This window comes from Streptacidiphilus sp. PAMC 29251 (assembly GCF_054208735.2).
In genome coordinates, this window is the sequence record NZ_CM135725.2 from 8,808,819 (window position 1) to 8,823,650 (window position 14,832).

The window sequence follows — 14,832 nt, forward strand, 5'->3', positions numbered from 1 at the left end:
CCCCCACCGTTCGTCGGTGGGGGCCTCCGCGCGCTGTCAGCCGCCGAACTCCTGGAGGCCCTTCAGGGCCTGGTCGAGCAGCTCGAGGCGGCCCTCCAGCTCCTTCTCCAGCTTCGCGACCCGGCCGTTGTCGTTCTTGGCGCGGGCCGCCTCGATCTGCTTCTCCAGCTTGTCCACGGCCGCCTGCAGCAGGCCGGTCATGCCCTGCGCACGCGCCCGGGCCTCCGGGTTGCTGCGCTGCCACTCGGCGTCCTCGGACTCGCGGATGGCGCGGTCCACGCTGTGCAGCCGGGCCTCGAGCTTCGGCCGGTTGTCGCGCGGGACGTGGCCGATCTCCTCCCAGCGCTCGCTGATGCTGCGGTAGGAGGCCTTGACGGCCTTCAGGTCACCGATCGGCAGCAGCGCCTCGGCCTCGACCAGCAGGGCCTCCTTGAGCTTCTGGTTCTCCCGCTCCTCGGCGTCCCGCTCGTCGAACACCGACGAACGCGCCTGGAAGAACACGTCCTGCGCGCCCCGGAAGCGGGCCCACAGCTCGTCCTCGGCTTCGCGTTGGGCCCGGCCGGCGGTCTTCCACTCCGCCATCAGCTCGCGGTAGCGGGCCGCCGTGGCGCCCCAGTCGGTCGAGCCGGACAGCGACTCGGCCTCCTTGGCCAGCTTCTCCTTCACGTGCCGGGCCTCGTCGCGCTGCAGGTCCAGCGTCGCGAAGTGGGCCTTGCGGCGCTTGGAGAAGGTCGAGCGGGCGTGCGAGAAGCGGTGCCACAGCTCGTCGTCGGACTTGCGGTCGAGCCGCGGCAGGCCCTTCCAGGTGTCCACCAGCGCCCGCAGCCGGTCCCCGGCCTCGCGCCACTGGGTGGACTCGGCGAGCTGCTCGGCCTCCGCGACCAGCACCTCCTTGGCGGCCTTGGCCTCGTCCTGGGCCTTGGCCCGGGCCAGCTTCCGCTCCTCGCGGCGGCTGTCCACCTCGCCGACCAGCGCCTCCAGGCGGGTGGCCAGCACCGCCAGGTCACCGACCGCGTGCCCCTCGGCGACCTGGGCCTTCAGGTGCTCGATCGCGGTCATCGCGTCCTTCGCCGCCAGGTCCGTGGTACGGACCCGGCGCTCCAGCAGGCCGATCTCGACGGCGATGCCCTCGTACTTCCGGGTGAAGTAGGCAAGAGCCTCGTCGGGGGAGCCCGCCTGCCACGAGCCGACGACACGTTCGCCCTCGGCCGTCCGGACGTAGACGGTCCCCTCGTCGTCGACACGGCCCCACGGGTCGCTGGTCACAGCGCCTCCTCCATATGGCGGCCCTTCGTCCGGGGACGAGGGCCGCCTTCCACAGTTCGATGTCCGGCCGGGCATCAGCTTCGCCGCCGGGTCAAGGCACCCTACAAGACGCCAAGATAGGCGACTTGCACCGGTGCTGTCCGTATCCCGGCGGCGAAAACTGCCTCAGCGCGCCGTCAGGCCGTGATCAGCCCTTCTTGACGGTGACCGAGTTCATCACCACGGTCTGCAGCGGGTGCCCGTCATCCGTGCCGTTGGCGTTGTCGGAGCCGGCCGCGGCGATCTTCGTCAGTACGTCCATGCCGCCGGTGATGGTGCCGAACGGCGTGTAGCTGGCCGGGAGCTGGCTGTCCTTGTAGACGAGGAAGAACTGGCTGCCGTTGGTGTTCGGGCCCGAGTTCGCCATCGCGACCGTGCCGGCCGGGTAGGTGCCGCCCTTGAGCGCCGGGGCGGTCAGGTTCTCGTCCTTGAAGGTGTAGCCCGGGCTGCCCGAGCCGGTGCCGGTCGGGTCGCCGCACTGGAGCACGTTGAGGCCGCCCGAGGTGAGCCGGTGGCAGCTGACGTGGTCGAAGTAGTGCTGCGCCGCCAGGAACGCGAACGAGTTCACCGTGTGCGGGGCGTTCGCCGCGTCCAGCTTCAGGGTGACCGCGCCGCAGTTGGTGTTGAGCGTCGCCGTGTACGGCGCGGTGGTGGTGATGCTCATGGCCGGCTCGGTCTTCCACTGCTTGGTGCCCGGCTTGCCCGCCGCCGGGGTGGTGCAGCCGGCCACGTGGGCGGACCCGGCCTTCGGCCCGGCACTCGCGGACGCGGAAGGGGCGGCCGAGGACGCCGCCGGGGTGGTCGCCTTGGCCGCCGTCTTCTTGTGACCGGTCCCGGCCACGGCCCAGGCACCCGCACCCACGGCCGCCACCGCGACCACGATGGCGCCCACGATCGCGGTCCGCTTGCGGGCCCGGCCCACGGCCTGCGCCCGGTTCCGGGCCTGGCGCTCGTACTTCAGCCGCTCCAGCTCGCGCCGCCGCTTCTCCTTGTCCTTCGGGAGGGGCTTGCTTGGCCTGTCGTTGGGTGCCACCGACCGTCACTCCTTCATGTCCGCCACGTTCGCCACACCGAGCCGGTGGGGGATCTCCGTAACCGCTGGCCGCTCAGTGTAGGGATGGAATCTGTAAGGCTGCCGTCAGCCCCACCCCCGGACGGCGTCGTAACGGGTTCGCGATCGTCCCACCACCGCCGGTAGGCTGCCACCATCCTTCTAGGTACATAAGGAATCACGTGTTCATCGCCGGTTTTCCCGCTGGGGCCTGGGGCACCAACTGCTACCTGGTCGCCCCCGCCGCCGGCGAGGAGTGCGTCATCGTCGACCCGGGGCACCAGGCCACCGCCGGGGTCGAGGAGACCGTCCGCGAGCACGGCCTCAAGCCGGTCGCGGTGATCCTCACCCACGGGCACATCGACCACGTCGCTTCGGTCATGCCGATCTGCGGCGCCCGCGGCATCCCGGCCTGGATCCACCCCGACGACCGCTACATGCTGGCCGACCCGGAGAAGGCGCTCGGCCGTGCCTTCGGCGCCCAGCTGATGGGCGAGCTCACGGTGGGCGAACCGGACGACCTGAAGCTGCTCACCGACGGCAGCGTGCTGGACCTCGCCGGGCTGCGGTTCACCGTCGACCACGCCCCCGGGCATACCAGGGGGTCGGTGACCTTCAGGACCCCCGCCGCGCCGGAGCTGCCGCCGGTGCTCTTCTCGGGAGACCTGCTGTTCGCCGGCTCCGTAGGACGTTCGGATCTCCCCGGAGGCGACCCCGACGCTCTGCTGAAGTCGCTGGCCCGCGTGTGCCTGCCGCTCCAGGACGAGACCGTGGTCCTCTCCGGACACGGCCCCCAGACCACCATCGGCCGCGAGCGCGCCACCAACCCGTACCTGCTCCAGGTCGCGGGCGCGACCTCGGCCGAACCCGGCGCACCCCGCCGGGGACTCTGATTCGAGACGAGACGTGAGTAGTTCCTTCCAGGCCCCCAAGGGCACGTACGACATCCTGCCCGCCGACTCGGCCCGGGTCCTCGCCGTGCGCGAGGCCATTGCCGCACCGCTGCGCCGGGCCGGATACGGCTACATCGAGACCCCGGTCTTCGAGGACGTCAAGCTGTTCTCCCGGGGTGTCGGCGAGTCGACCGACATCGTCTCCAAGGAGATGTTCACCCTCACCACGCTCGGTGGCGACGAGCTGGCGCTGCGGCCCGAGGGCACTGCCTCGGTGCTGCGCGCCACCCTGGAAGCCAATCTGCACCGGATCGGCAATCTGCCGGTCAAGCTCTGGTACAGCGGCTCGCAGTACCGCTACGAGAAGCCCCAGAAGGGTCGCTACCGCCAGTTCTGGCAGGTCGGCGCGGAGGCCATCGGCGCGGAGGACCCGCAGCTCGACGCCGAGCTGATCATCCTGGCGTCCGACGCCTACCGCTCGCTCGGGCTGCGGAACTTCCGGATCCTGCTGAACAGCCTCGGCGACAAGCAGTGCCGTCCGGTCTACCGGGCCGCCCTGCAGGAGTTCCTGGGCGGCCTCGACCTGGACGCCGACACCGTCCGCCGGGCCGAGATCAACCCGCTGCGAGTGCTCGACGACAAGCGTCCCGAGGTGCGGAAGCAGCTGGTCGGCGCGCCCGCGCTGGCCGACTACCTCTGCGAGGACTGCAAGGCGTACCACCAGCAGGTCCGCGAGATCCTGACCGAGGCGGAGGTCGCCTTCGAGGACGACGCCAACCTGGTCCGCGGTCTCGACTACTACACCCGCACCACCTTCGAGTTCGTCCACGACGGCCTGGGCGCGCAGTCCGCCGTCGGTGGCGGCGGACGCTACGACGGTCTGTCCGAGATGATCGGCGGCCCCGCGCTGCCCTCGGTCGGCTGGGCCCTCGGCGTGGACCGCACCGTTCTCGCGCTGGAGGCCGAAGGCATCGAACTGCCCGTCTCCGCCGCCACCGACGTCTTCGCCGTCCCGCTCGGCGAGCAGGCCCGCCGGGTGCTCTTCGGCGTGGTGACCGAACTCCGCCGGGAGGGCCTCTCCGCCGACATCGTGTACGGCGGCAAGGGCCTCAAGGCCGCGATGAAGGCCGCCGACCGCTCCGGCGCGCGCTACGCGCTGGTCGCCGGGGAGCGAGATCTCGCCGACGACCTCGTCCAGCTCAAGGACCTCACCACGGGCGACCAGACCCCGGTCGCCCTGGACGCTCTCGTTACCACCCTGAAGGAGAAGCTGAAGTGATCCGCAGCCATGAAGCCGGCACGCTCCGCCCGGAGCACGCCGGCACCACCGTGACCCTCGCAGGCTGGGTCGCCCGCCGCCGCGACCACGGCGGTGTCGCCTTCATCGATCTGCGCGACGCCTCCGGCACCGTCCAGGTCGTCGTCCGCGACCTGGAGGCGGTCTCCGAGCTGCGCTCCGAGTGGTGCGTCAAGATCGTCGGCGAGGTCCGGATCCGCCCCGAGGGCAACGCCAACGACGACATCCCGACCGGCGCGGTCGAGGTCGTCGTCAGCGAGCTGACCGTGCTCTCCGAGTCCGCCGCGCTGCCGTTCCAGGTCGCCGAGTACGAGCCCGGCTCGGTGAACGAGGAGGTCCGGCTCCGCTACCGCTACCTGGACCTGCGCCGCGAGGGCCCGGCCAAGGCGCTGCGGCTGCGCTCGCGCGCCACCCACATCATCCGCACGGTGATGGAGGAGAACGACTTCCTCGACATCGAGACCCCCTACCTGACCCGCAGCACGCCCGAGGGCGCCCGCGACTTCCTGGTCCCGGTCCGGCTCCAGCCCGGCCACTGGTACGCCCTGCCGCAGTCGCCGCAGCTGTTCAAGCAACTGCTGATGGTGGCCGGCATGGAGCGGTACTACCAGATCGCCCGCTGCTTCCGCGACGAGGACTTCCGCGCCGACCGCCAGCCGGAGTTCACCCAGCTGGACATCGAGGCGTCCTTCGTCGACCAGGAGGACATCCTGGCTCTCGGCGAGAAGCTGGCCGCCCGGATCTGGAGCGAGGTGCACGGCTATGAGGTCCAGCTGCCGCTGCCCCGCCTCACCTACGCCGACGCGATGGCGCGCTACGGCTCGGACAAGCCCGACGTCCGCTTCGACAACGAACTCGCGGACCTGACCGAGTACTTCGCGGGCACCGAGTTCCGGGTCTTCCAGGCCCCCTACGTCGGCGCGGTGGTCATGCCCGGCGGCGCCTCGCAGCCGCGCAAGCAGCTCGACGCCTGGCAGGACTGGGCCAAGGCCCGCGGCGCCCGCGGCCTTGCCTACGTCCTGGTGGACGAGGACGGCTCGCTCCGCGGCCCGGTCGCCAAGAACCTCTCCGAAGCCCACCTGGCCGGCCTGGCCGCCGCGGCCGGCGCCAAGCCCGGCGACGCGGTCTTCTTCGCCGCGGGCAAGCGCACCGCCTCGCAGGAGCTGCTGGGCGCCGCGCGGCTGGAGATCGGCCGTCGCTGCGACCTGATCGACGAGAGCCGCTGGGCTTTCCTCTGGGTCGTCGACTTCCCGATGTTCGAGCCGATCGAGGACGCCGCGGGCGAGTTCCAGGGCTGGCACGCGGTGCACCACCCCTTCACCGCGCCGACCGCGGAGTCGATGGACACCTTCGACAAGGACCCGGGCAATGCCCTCTCCAACGCCTACGACCTGGTCCTGAACGGATCGGAGATCGGCGGAGGCTCGATCCGTATCCACCAGAAGGACGTCCAGAAGCGTGCCTTCGACGCGATCGGCCTGTCGGAGGAAGAGGCGCAGGCCCAGTTCGGCTTCCTGCTCGACGCCTTCGACTTCGGCCCCCCTCCGCACGGCGGCATCGCCCTCGGCGTGGACCGCCTGGTCGCCCTCCTCGGCGGCTACGACACCATCCGCGACGTGATGGCCTTCCCGAAGACCTCCACCGGCGGCGACCCGCTGACCGGCGCCCCGACCCCGATCACCGCGCAGCAGCGCAAGGAGGCCGGCGTCGACGCCAAGCCCAAGTCGGAGCAGCCCGAAGCCTGACCCGACGCTCTGACCGACAGCCACTGATGCCCGCCGCGTTCGCACGCGGCGGGCATCAGTGGTCTGCTCAGGCCGGATAGGGGCGCCAGGTGGTGTACCCGCGCGGGGCCGACTGGTACTCAAGGAGGTGCCAGGTGCCAGGTGCCGGCACGCGGGTCGACGATGAGGTACCAGCCGATGCCGTGCTCGGCATAGAGCTCCCGCTTGGTGTGCCAGTCGTCGTGCCAGGCCCGCTTGCCGGGCGAGACGACCTCGACGACGACCAGCAGCAGCTGCGCCGGCAGGTCGCGGACCGTCAGGTCGACGTCCTCAGGTCGTGCAGCATCATCGGGTTGCCCTGCATGACGATCTCGCCGCCGTAGTACTGGGCGCGCACGCCGCTGGGCTCCTGGAAGTCCGCCCAGACGCGGTCCATGGCGGTCATGCCGGGATTCTATCGAGTGGGACCGACCGGTCTAAGTCCCGGCGTAACCATGAGTGACCGGAAAGGCGATGTAGCACAGTGCTACTGTGGGAATATGGCGACGATACTGGCTCGGCGGGCGCGCATCCGTGGCGATCGGCATCAGGTGACTCTTCCCCCGGAGATCCGGGAAGCGCTGCATGTGCGTTCCGGTGACGAGATCGAGTTCGCGGTGGACGAGGACGGCCGGGTCACGGTGCGCGGATTCGTCTCGATCCCGGCTGACCAGGCCTGGTTCTTCACGCCCGAGTGGCAGGCGGGGGAGCAGGAGGCGCGGGAGCAGAAGGTGCGGGGTGACGGCGACGGCTACGACACCGACGAGGAGTTCCTCGCCTCCTTCGAGTCCGACTGATGCCCACCTACCTGCGACTGCTCCGCTTCAACCGCGACTGGGGCCGTCTTACTGCCGAGCAGCAGGCCTACTTCCGTCTCGCTGTGGCTGCCTTCGTAGCCGACCTTCGCAAGGGCGAAGGTTTCCGACCGAGTCTGCGTGTCAAGAAGATGGCCGGGTTCGACGTCTGGGAGATGACGTGGGCGGCGGACGGCCGGGCGACGTTCAGCTATGGCGAGGAGACCCGCCCCGGTGAGGTGCACATCGTGTGGCACCGGATCGGGACGCACGACATCTTCCGCAAGCCGGAGTGACCCTGCGCCCGCACCCCAGGAGGGGTGCGGGCGGACGGTGCCGGGGCCCTGCTGCTAAAGCCGGGTGAGGTAGCCGTTGTTGACGAGCCAGAGGACGTTGAGGGGGGCAGGGGCGCCGGGGACGAGGGTGGCGTCCAGCTGGTACTGCCAGCCGAGGCCGGGCTGGCCGAACCAGGGGGCGATCGGGCCGGCGTCGACGGTGAAGGGCTTCACGACGCGGTAGTCGCGGTAGTTGCAGCTGGCGGCCGGGGTGCTGTCCAGGCTGGACGGGGGATGGAGCGGGCGGCGTAGGGGAGGCCCTCGGGGGCGAGGAACGCGCCGTACTCGCTGCCGTAGCGGTCGACGTCCTGGCCCGGCTCCAGGGTCTGGGTTGTCTCGATGGGTTGGCCGCCGGGGGTGAGCAGATAGCCGTTGTCCGGCGGGTAGATCCAGCCGGGGGAGCCGGAGTTGGCGGTCGGGCTGTAGTACTGGGCCAGCAGTTGGCTGTCGCTGAGGCTGCCGGAGCGGTGGTAGCCGAGGAGTTCCAGCCCGACCCGCCCCAGCAGCGGCAGCTGCTGCGGGCCGAGCCGGAAGTCGTTGGCGTGGTAGGCGGTGGAGCACTGGTCCAGCGGGGTGCCCGCCGCCTGCGCGCCGGTCGCGCCGAGCACGGTGCCGGTGAGCAGGGCGCCCGCCGCGAGAAGGGCTGCCACGGTCCGTCGGATGTACAAAGTTCCCCCTGGTCAGGATCTGTCACTGTCCGTACTCGTACGGTGACCATCCAAGAGGATCTGCCGGTGTGCAGTCAAGGGCGCACAGATGTGCGAGGTGCCTACGGTCGCTCCGTGCTCAGGAACGCCTGCAGGGTCCGGGCCGGCAGACCGTCGCCGGTGATCGCCGTCCGGCCCGCGACACCTTTCAATGAACGGGATTTCCCGTCGAACTTCAGACCGGGGCCGTCACGGAAGACGGCGATGGCAGTGGCCAGCCGGCCGTCGGCGGCGACGGCCCAGGCGGAGTCGTCGGAGAGCGATTCGCCGGTGACGCCGCAGTCCGTCCGCTTCAGGGGCGTCACCGGCAGGGCGGCGGTCTTCGACCGCACGGGTTCGGGTTCGGGGTCGCGCACCAGGGTCTGCCAGGCCGTCGTGGCGGGCCCCGCCGCCATCTCGCACAGCAGGTTCGATCCGATCGGCTTCCGCGCGAAGGCCTGGGTCGGGGCAGCTTTGGCGCGGTAGAGCACGCTGTGGGCGTCGGAGACCTCGGCGAGCAGGTGGGGGGTGGTGTGCAGACCACCCGAGGCCAGGGTGGCGTAGGCGTCGGCGATGTCCAGGACGTGCGGGTCGACTTCCCCGCTGTACAGGGCGGTGGTGGAGGAGAGGCCGAGGGTGTGGGCGGACACGCCCATCCGGATCACCGCGGCCCGTATCGCGGGCGCCTCCGCCTTGAACGCCGCATCGTTCGGCACGGTACTGGCCTGGTTGATCCCTGAGCCGGTGAGCGCCTCCCTGTGGGCGGTGACGATGCCGGCCGCGGTCAGCGGGTTGAAGATCTGGCCGGCCGGCACCGCTGACTCGGTGGCGTCGTTGTATTCGCGGGTGTCGAAGTCATGGCCGCTGTACAGGGCCACGATCGCGCCGTCGGAGGGGCGGACCGAGGCAAGGCCGACCCGCACATCGGCGTCCGCCTTTCGGCCGGTCGAGAGCTTGGCGAGGATCTGCTTCCGCACTGCTTGGACCGCGGCCGCCTGGCGGGGCGCTGGACGGTGGTCACCACGTGCAGTCCACCCGTGGCGATCTGCTGGTCGGAGAAGCCGGCGGCGCTCAGCTCGTTCTGCACCACGGCCATCAGATAGGGGGTCTGGTCGCCGACCGTGTGCTGGCGCAGCGGCTGGAGCTGCGGGAAGGCCGTCTGCCGGGCCTGGTCGGCGGTCAGCCAGCCGGAGGAGGCCATGCCCGTGAGCACATAGGTCCAGCGGGCTTTGATCACCGGAAGGATCGCCGGGTTGGCCACCGGATCGTAGGCGCTCGGGGCCTGGATGACCGCGCCCAGGTAGGCGGCCTGGGCGACGTCCAGGGCGCCGACGTCCTGGCCGAAGTACGCCTGGGCGGCGGCTTCGATGCCGTAGGCGCCGCGTCCGAAGTAGATGGTGTTGAGGTAGTTCTGCAGGATCTGGTCCTTGCTCTGCTGCCTGGAGAGCTTGACCGCGATGAAGATCTCGGTGAGTTTGCGCTCGGCGGTCCTGGCGCTGGTCAGGAAGGCGTTCTTGACGTACTGCTGGGTGATGGTGGAGCCGCCCTCCAGCGCCTTGCCCTGGAGGTCGGCGACCACCGACCGGGCGATGCCCTGGGGGAGACGCCGGACTCCTGGTAGAAGCCGCGGTCCTCCGCGGCGAGGACGGCGTGCCGGACCGTCAGCGGGACCTGGGCCAGCGGTACCGCGCGGCGGCTGGTCACCCCCTCCGTGCCCAGGACCGATCCGTCGGCGTAGGTCACCACCGTGGCCTGCATGGTGGTGTCCCGGTCGGGGTCGGGGACGCGGACCCGCAGGTACACCACCACGCAGACGACGGTGAGGATCAGCGGGGGCCCGAGCACGAGCACGCACAGGAGCCGCCAGGAGGGGAGCCAGCGGCGGCAGCCGCGCTTGCCCGCGCGGGGGTAGTCGATCGGGCGCCGCCACCGGGACCGGGGGGTTGTTGTCTGCATATGGTCGGATAATTGATCAAGGATGTTGGTATTTGGTCAGGTTCTCGTCAAGTTCTGGTGTGGGCGGACCAGGGGTCTCCCCCTGCCGGCAGTCAGGCGCTTCTGCGGCGGTGTCGTAGGGTCAGTGCGTGGAACCTGACCTGTTTACCGCCGCTGCCGAGGAACGCCAGGCGCAGGAGCCGACGCGCTCGCCGCTGGCGGTGCGGATGCGGCCGCGGACGCTGGAGGAGGTGGCCGGGCAACGCCGGCTGCTGAATCCGGGATCCCCGCTGCGGCGGCTGGTGGCCGGGGCCGGCGGGCCCGCGGCGACCTCCTCGGTGATCCTCTGGGGGCCGCCCGGGACCGGGAAGACCACGCTCGCGTATGTGATCAGCCAGGCCACCGAGAAGCGATTTGTCGAGTTGTCGGCCATCACCGCCGGGGTCAAGGAGGTGCGGGCGGTCATCGAGTCCGCCCGCCGGGAGATGGGCGGGTCGGGGCGGGAGACCACGCTCTTCCTGGACGAGATCCACCGCTTCTCCAAGGCCCAGCAGGACAGCCTGCTGCCGGCCGTGGAGAACCGCTGGATCACGCTGATCGCCGCGACCACCGAGAACCCCTTCTTCTCGGTGATCTCCCCGCTGCTGTCCCGGTCGCTGCTGCTGACCCTGGAGTCGCTGACCGAGGACGACATCCGGGAGCTGCTGCGCCGCGCGGTGGAGGACGAGCGCGGGCTGGCCGGTGCGGTGACGCTGGCGGACGACGCCGAGGAGCACCTGGTCCGGATCGCCGGCGGGGACGCCAGGAAGGCGCTCACCGCGCTGGAGGCCGCGGCCGGCACCGCGCTGGAGCTGGGGCAGACCGAGGTCCTGCTGGAGACGGTCGAGCAGGCCGTGGACAAGGCGGCGGTGCGCTACGACCGGGACGGCGACCAGCACTACGACGTGGCCAGCGCGCTGATCAAGTCGATCCGGGGCAGCGACGTGGACGCCGCGCTGCACTACCTGGCGCGCATGATCGAGGCGGGCGAGGATCCGCGGTTCATCGCCCGGCGACTGATGATCTCGGCGAGCGAGGACATCGGCCTGGCCGACCCCAATGCGCTGCCGATCGCGGTGGCGGCGGCCCAGGCGGTGGCGATGATCGGCTTCCCGGAGGCCTCGCTGACGCTGTCGCACACGGTGATCGCGCTCGCCCTCGCGCCCAAGTCCAACGCCGCGACGATCGCCATCGGCGAGGCGCTGGCCGACGTGCGGAAGGGCCTGGCCGGACCGGTGCCCTCGCATCTGCGGGACGGCCACTACGCCGGCGCCAAGAAGCTCGGCCATGCCCAGGGCTACGTCTACCCGCACGACCTGCCGGACGGGGTCGCCGCCCAGCAGTACGCGCCGGACGCGGTGCACGGGCGGACGTACTACCGTCCGACCCGGCGCGGCGGGGAGTCGCGCTATGCCGACATCGTGGAATGGGTCCGCGGCAAACTGCGGGGCCAGTAGTTCCCCGGCCAGGGGCGACCTGGTCAGGAGCGCGGCGGGGATCCGGTAGGCTTGCCCGAAGCGAGATGTCCCGTGCCCGGATGCGAGTCCGGCGTCACCAGCGGGGCGTCATACAGGGAACCGCCGCCAGTGCGGGGTGGTTCCAGGAGCGTCGCGCACCTTCGGGTGTCGCGTGCAGCCCACCACCTTCCGAGGCGGTGGGCCTGTCGTGTGCTGCACATTGTGCCCGGTTCCGGAGAACGGCTGACCACCACGCCCCGCGTGCGGTGGTTTCCCCGGACCGCGAGAAGCGACCTCCTTCAACAGTGGTGAGCCAGTTCCCATTCAAAGGAGTTCGGTTCGTGACGAACCAGAAGCGCCCCAAGGTCAAGATTGCCCGCGCCCTGGGCATTCCGCTGACCCCGAAGTCCGTCAAGTACTTCGAGGCCCGCCCCTACCCGCCCGGCCAGCACGGCCGTGGGCGCAAGCAGAACTCGGACTACAAGGTCCGTCTGGTCGAGAAGCAGCGCCTGCGCGCTCAGTACGACCTGAGCGAGACCCAGATGGCCCGCGCGTTCGACCGTGCCCGCAAGGTCGAGGGCAAGACCGGCGAGGCGCTGATCAGCGAGCTCGAGACCCGTCTGGACTCCCTGGTCCTGCGTTCGGGCATCGCCCGCACGATCTACCAGGCCCGCCAGATGGTCGTCCACGGTCACATCGAGGTCAACGGTGGCAAGGTCAACCGTCCCTCGTTCCAGCTCAAGCCCGGCTTCGTGGTGACGGTCCGTGACCGTTCCAAGGAGAAGACCCCGTTCCAGGTCGCCCGTGAGGGTGGCAACGCGGGTGAGGGTGCGACCGTGAAGTACCTCGAGGTCAACCTGAAGGCCCTGGCCTTCCGTCTGGACCGCGCGCCGCAGCGTCGCGAGGTTCCGGTCATCTGCGACGAGCAGCTCGTCGTCGAGTACTACTCGCGTTGATCCGCGGATAGCTCCCGCTGGGCCCCTGCCGTCTTCGGACGGCAGGGGCCCAGTGCGTTGTCCGCCGAGGCGCCGGCTAGGTGTTGGCCGGCGCCGGGCTGCGCGGCGCGGTCGGGACGGGACGCGGCCCCGGTACGCCGCCACCCGGCCCCGGCCCGCCACTGGGGCCCGCCGCGCTCTGCACGGCGCGGGCGACCGCCGCGTCCAGGTCGAGCAGGGTGCCCCGGCGGAAGGACTCGGCGGCGGCCTGCTCCGGCAGTTCGGCCAGCACCCGGACCTCGCAGGCCATGTGCGCGGCGTTGAAGCTGCGCGAGCCGAACAGCGGGATGCCGACCGAGCGCCAGATGCTGTGCGCCGCGCCCTGCAGCAGCCGGGCCTCGCCGAGGTCGCCCGCGGTGCCGTCCTCGGCCGGTTCGGTCGCCAGCAGCGCCAGCACCTCGATCCCCAGCACCACCCCGACCAGGTCCCGGAAGCCGTGGCTCAGCTGCACGCACTCGCGCGCGTGCTGCCGGGCGCTCCGCAGGTCGCCGCCGAGCCATTCCGAGTACGCGACGGCGAACAGCCCGTAGGCGTAGGCCCACTGCTCGCCGAAGTCCTCGCAGATGTCCCTGACCTTGCCCATCCAGATCGCACCGCCCGCGGTGTCGCCCTGGAAGATCATGGAGAGGCCCAGCTCGAACATGGCCATCACCACATTGCTGTTGAGCTCGCCCAGCTTCTCGTAGTGCCACAGCGCCTCCTCGAACAGCTCCGAGGCCCGGGACAGCTCGTCGCCGATCAGCGCGGCGCAGCCCTGCCGGTGCACCGCGTAGGCGAGGGCCCGGTCGTCGCCGGTGTCCAGGGCCTGGCGGCGGCACTCCTCCAGCGCCGGCCTGGCCCGCGGCAGGTCGCCCTGCAGCGTCGCCATGTAGCCGGTCACCCACAGCGCCTTGGCCCGGGCCTCGGTCGGCTCGTCGGACAGCGCCAGGGCGCGGTCCAGCCAGTGCCGGCCCTCGCCGAGGTGTCCGCAACCGACCCAGAAGTACCAGAGCGTCCCGGCCAGGAAGAGCGCGAGCTGCTCCTCGCCCGGCTCGGTGAGGCAGTAGTCCAGGGCGGTGCGCAGATTGGTGTGCGCGCGGTGGGTGCGGTCGCTGGTCTGGGTCTGCCGGGCGCTGAACCACTCGATCTCGCCCCAGGTGGCGAGGCCCAGGTACCAGTCGCGGTGGCGGCGGCGCATCCGCTGCTCGTCGCAGGCCTCGCGCAGCCAGCGCGCGCCGTACTCGCGCAGGGTGTCCAGCAGCCGGTAGCGGACCCCGTGCCCGCCGGCCCCGTCACCGCCGGCCCCGTCGCCCTCGTCGCGCAGCACGATGGACTTGGCGACCAGCTCGGACAGCACGTCCAGGACCTCGTCGGCCGGCAGCCCCTCGCCGGAGCAGACGTACTCGGCGGCGTCCAGGTCGAAGCCGCCGGCGAAGACCGAGACCCGGGCCCAGAGCAGCCGCTCGGCCGGGGTGCACAGCTCATGGCTCCAGCCGATCGCGGTGCGCATGGTCTGGTGCCGGGGGAGCGCGGCCCGGGCGCCGCCGGTGAGGATCCGGAAGCGGTCGTCCAGGCGTTCGGTGATCTGCTCGACCGAGAGCACCCGCAGCCGTCCGGCCGCCAGCTCCAGCGCGAGCGGGATCCCGTCCAGCCTGCGGCACAGCGCGGCCACCGACTCCGCGTTGCCGGCGGTGAGCCGGAATCCCGGCACCACCGCGGCGGCCCGCTGCACGAAGAGCTCCACCGCCTGCGCGTTCGGGCTGTCGCTCGGCAGCGGCGGCACCTGCAGCAGGTGCTCGCCCGGGACGCCCAGCGGCTGCCGACCGGTGGCCAGGATCCGCAGCTCGGGGAGGGCTGCCAGCAGCTGGGCCGCCAGCACCGAGGCCGCGTCCACCAGGTGTTCGAAGCCGTCCAGCACCAGCAGCAGGTCACGGCTGCGCAGATGGTCGACGATGACGTCGACGGCCGGCCGGGCGGTGCTGTCGGTCAGCCGCAGCGACTCGGTGACGGCGTGTTCCAGCAGCGCGGGATCGCTGACGAGGGAGCACTCCACCACCCACGCGCCGTCGTTCAGCTGTTCGGCGGCGAGCGCGGCCGCGCGGAGGCCGAGCCGACTCTTGCCGACGCCGCCCGGGCCGACCACGGTGACCAGCCGGGCATGCTCCAACAGCCGCCGGGCCTGGGCCAGTTCGGTGGACCGGCCGACAAAGGCGGTGGTCTCCGCCGGGAGGTTTCCGTGGTGGCTGCTGGACATCGGTCTCCCTGTGGGCATACGAGGGCAGTCTCCCCGTTCGGCCTAACGA

At 71.1% G+C, this 14,832-nt stretch carries 13 protein-coding genes and 2 pseudogenes; 7 read left to right on the forward strand and 8 right to left on the reverse strand.

What is annotated here, in order from left to right:
* Window positions 1-36: 36 nt before the first annotated feature.
* Together ACXKR8_RS41770 and ACXKR8_RS41775 are read right to left on the reverse strand one after the other, a co-directional pair.
* Entirely contained in the window at window positions 37-1,266 is a 1,230-nt protein-coding gene (locus tag ACXKR8_RS41770) for a DUF349 domain-containing protein (RefSeq protein ID WP_458269724.1), read from the reverse strand.
* A 187-nt stretch (window positions 1,267-1,453) separates the two neighbouring features.
* Complete coding sequence (locus tag ACXKR8_RS41775; protein ID WP_458269725.1) at window positions 1,454-2,338, reverse strand: peptidylprolyl isomerase; 885 nt, start codon at window positions 2,336-2,338, stop codon at window positions 1,454-1,456.
* A gap of 200 nt (window positions 2,339-2,538) precedes the next feature.
* On the opposite strand from ACXKR8_RS41775, the gene ACXKR8_RS41780 reads away from it, so the two are divergent.
* From ACXKR8_RS41780 to aspS, 3 genes are read left to right on the forward strand one after another with little or no spacing between them, the layout of a single operon-like run.
* Entirely contained in the window at window positions 2,539-3,249 is a 711-nt protein-coding gene (locus ACXKR8_RS41780; protein WP_458269726.1) for an MBL fold metallo-hydrolase, read from the forward strand.
* Between the two features lie 13 nt (window positions 3,250-3,262).
* Complete coding sequence (gene hisS / locus ACXKR8_RS41785; protein ID WP_458269727.1) at window positions 3,263-4,528, forward strand: histidine--tRNA ligase; 1,266 nt, start codon at window positions 3,263-3,265, stop codon at window positions 4,526-4,528.
* Entirely contained in the window at window positions 4,525-6,291 is a 1,767-nt protein-coding gene (aspS, locus tag ACXKR8_RS41790; RefSeq protein WP_458269728.1) for an aspartate--tRNA ligase, read from the forward strand. Before hisS ends, aspS begins: the two co-directional genes overlap by 4 nt.
* A gap of 119 nt (window positions 6,292-6,410) precedes the next feature.
* Here the strand turns inward: aspS and ACXKR8_RS41795 are convergent, their stop codons facing one another.
* Together ACXKR8_RS41795 and ACXKR8_RS41800 are read right to left on the reverse strand one after the other, a co-directional pair.
* The gene (locus tag ACXKR8_RS41795; protein ID WP_458275225.1) at window positions 6,411-6,590 is read right to left on the reverse strand and encodes a Uma2 family endonuclease; all 180 of its coding nucleotides are present in this window, start codon (window positions 6,588-6,590) and stop codon (window positions 6,411-6,413) included.
* The gene (locus ACXKR8_RS41800; protein WP_458269729.1) at window positions 6,587-6,715 is read right to left on the reverse strand and encodes a hypothetical protein; all 129 of its coding nucleotides are present in this window, start codon (window positions 6,713-6,715) and stop codon (window positions 6,587-6,589) included. Before ACXKR8_RS41800 ends, ACXKR8_RS41795 begins: the two co-directional genes overlap by 4 nt.
* A gap of 145 nt (window positions 6,716-6,860) precedes the next feature.
* Between ACXKR8_RS41800 and ACXKR8_RS41805 the strand changes: the two genes are divergently transcribed.
* Both ACXKR8_RS41805 and ACXKR8_RS41810 read left to right on the forward strand, forming a co-directional pair.
* Window positions 6,861-7,106, forward strand: a complete 246-nt coding sequence (locus ACXKR8_RS41805; RefSeq protein WP_458269730.1) for an AbrB/MazE/SpoVT family DNA-binding domain-containing protein — start codon at window positions 6,861-6,863, stop codon at window positions 7,104-7,106.
* Window positions 7,106-7,399, forward strand: coding sequence for a hypothetical protein (locus ACXKR8_RS41810; RefSeq protein ID WP_458269731.1), 294 nt, complete (start codon window positions 7,106-7,108; stop codon window positions 7,397-7,399). Before ACXKR8_RS41805 ends, ACXKR8_RS41810 begins: the two co-directional genes overlap by 1 nt.
* 54 nt (window positions 7,400-7,453) lie before the next feature.
* Here the strand turns inward: ACXKR8_RS41810 and ACXKR8_RS41815 are convergent.
* The 3 genes and pseudogenes from ACXKR8_RS41815 to ACXKR8_RS41825 all read right to left on the reverse strand — a co-directional run bounded on the left by ACXKR8_RS41815 (window position 7,454) and on the right by ACXKR8_RS41825 (window position 10,080).
* Window positions 7,454-8,088 (reverse strand): annotated as a pseudogene (locus ACXKR8_RS41815) (TNT domain-containing protein).
* A 119-nt stretch (window positions 8,089-8,207) separates the two neighbouring features.
* Window positions 8,208-9,002, reverse strand: coding sequence for a hypothetical protein (locus tag ACXKR8_RS41820; RefSeq protein ID WP_462100057.1), 795 nt, complete (start codon window positions 9,000-9,002; stop codon window positions 8,208-8,210).
* A pseudogene (locus ACXKR8_RS41825) lies at window positions 8,909-10,080 on the reverse strand (transglycosylase domain-containing protein). The gene ACXKR8_RS41820 and the pseudogene ACXKR8_RS41825 overlap by 94 nt, the downstream one beginning before the upstream one ends.
* Window positions 10,081-10,208: 128 nt before the next feature.
* Between ACXKR8_RS41825 and ACXKR8_RS41830 the strand changes: the two are divergent.
* Complete coding sequence (locus tag ACXKR8_RS41830) at window positions 10,209-11,555, forward strand: replication-associated recombination protein A (protein ID WP_458269734.1); 1,347 nt, start codon at window positions 10,209-10,211, stop codon at window positions 11,553-11,555.
* A 341-nt stretch (window positions 11,556-11,896) separates the two neighbouring features.
* Complete coding sequence (gene rpsD, locus ACXKR8_RS41835) at window positions 11,897-12,511, forward strand: 30S ribosomal protein S4 (RefSeq protein WP_458269735.1); 615 nt, start codon at window positions 11,897-11,899, stop codon at window positions 12,509-12,511.
* 76 nt (window positions 12,512-12,587) lie between these two features.
* Here rpsD and ACXKR8_RS41840 read toward each other — a convergent pair whose 3' ends face one another.
* Window positions 12,588-14,783, reverse strand: coding sequence for an ATP-binding protein (locus tag ACXKR8_RS41840; protein WP_458269736.1), 2,196 nt, complete (start codon window positions 14,781-14,783; stop codon window positions 12,588-12,590).
* Between the last annotated feature and the right edge of the window lie 49 nt (window positions 14,784-14,832).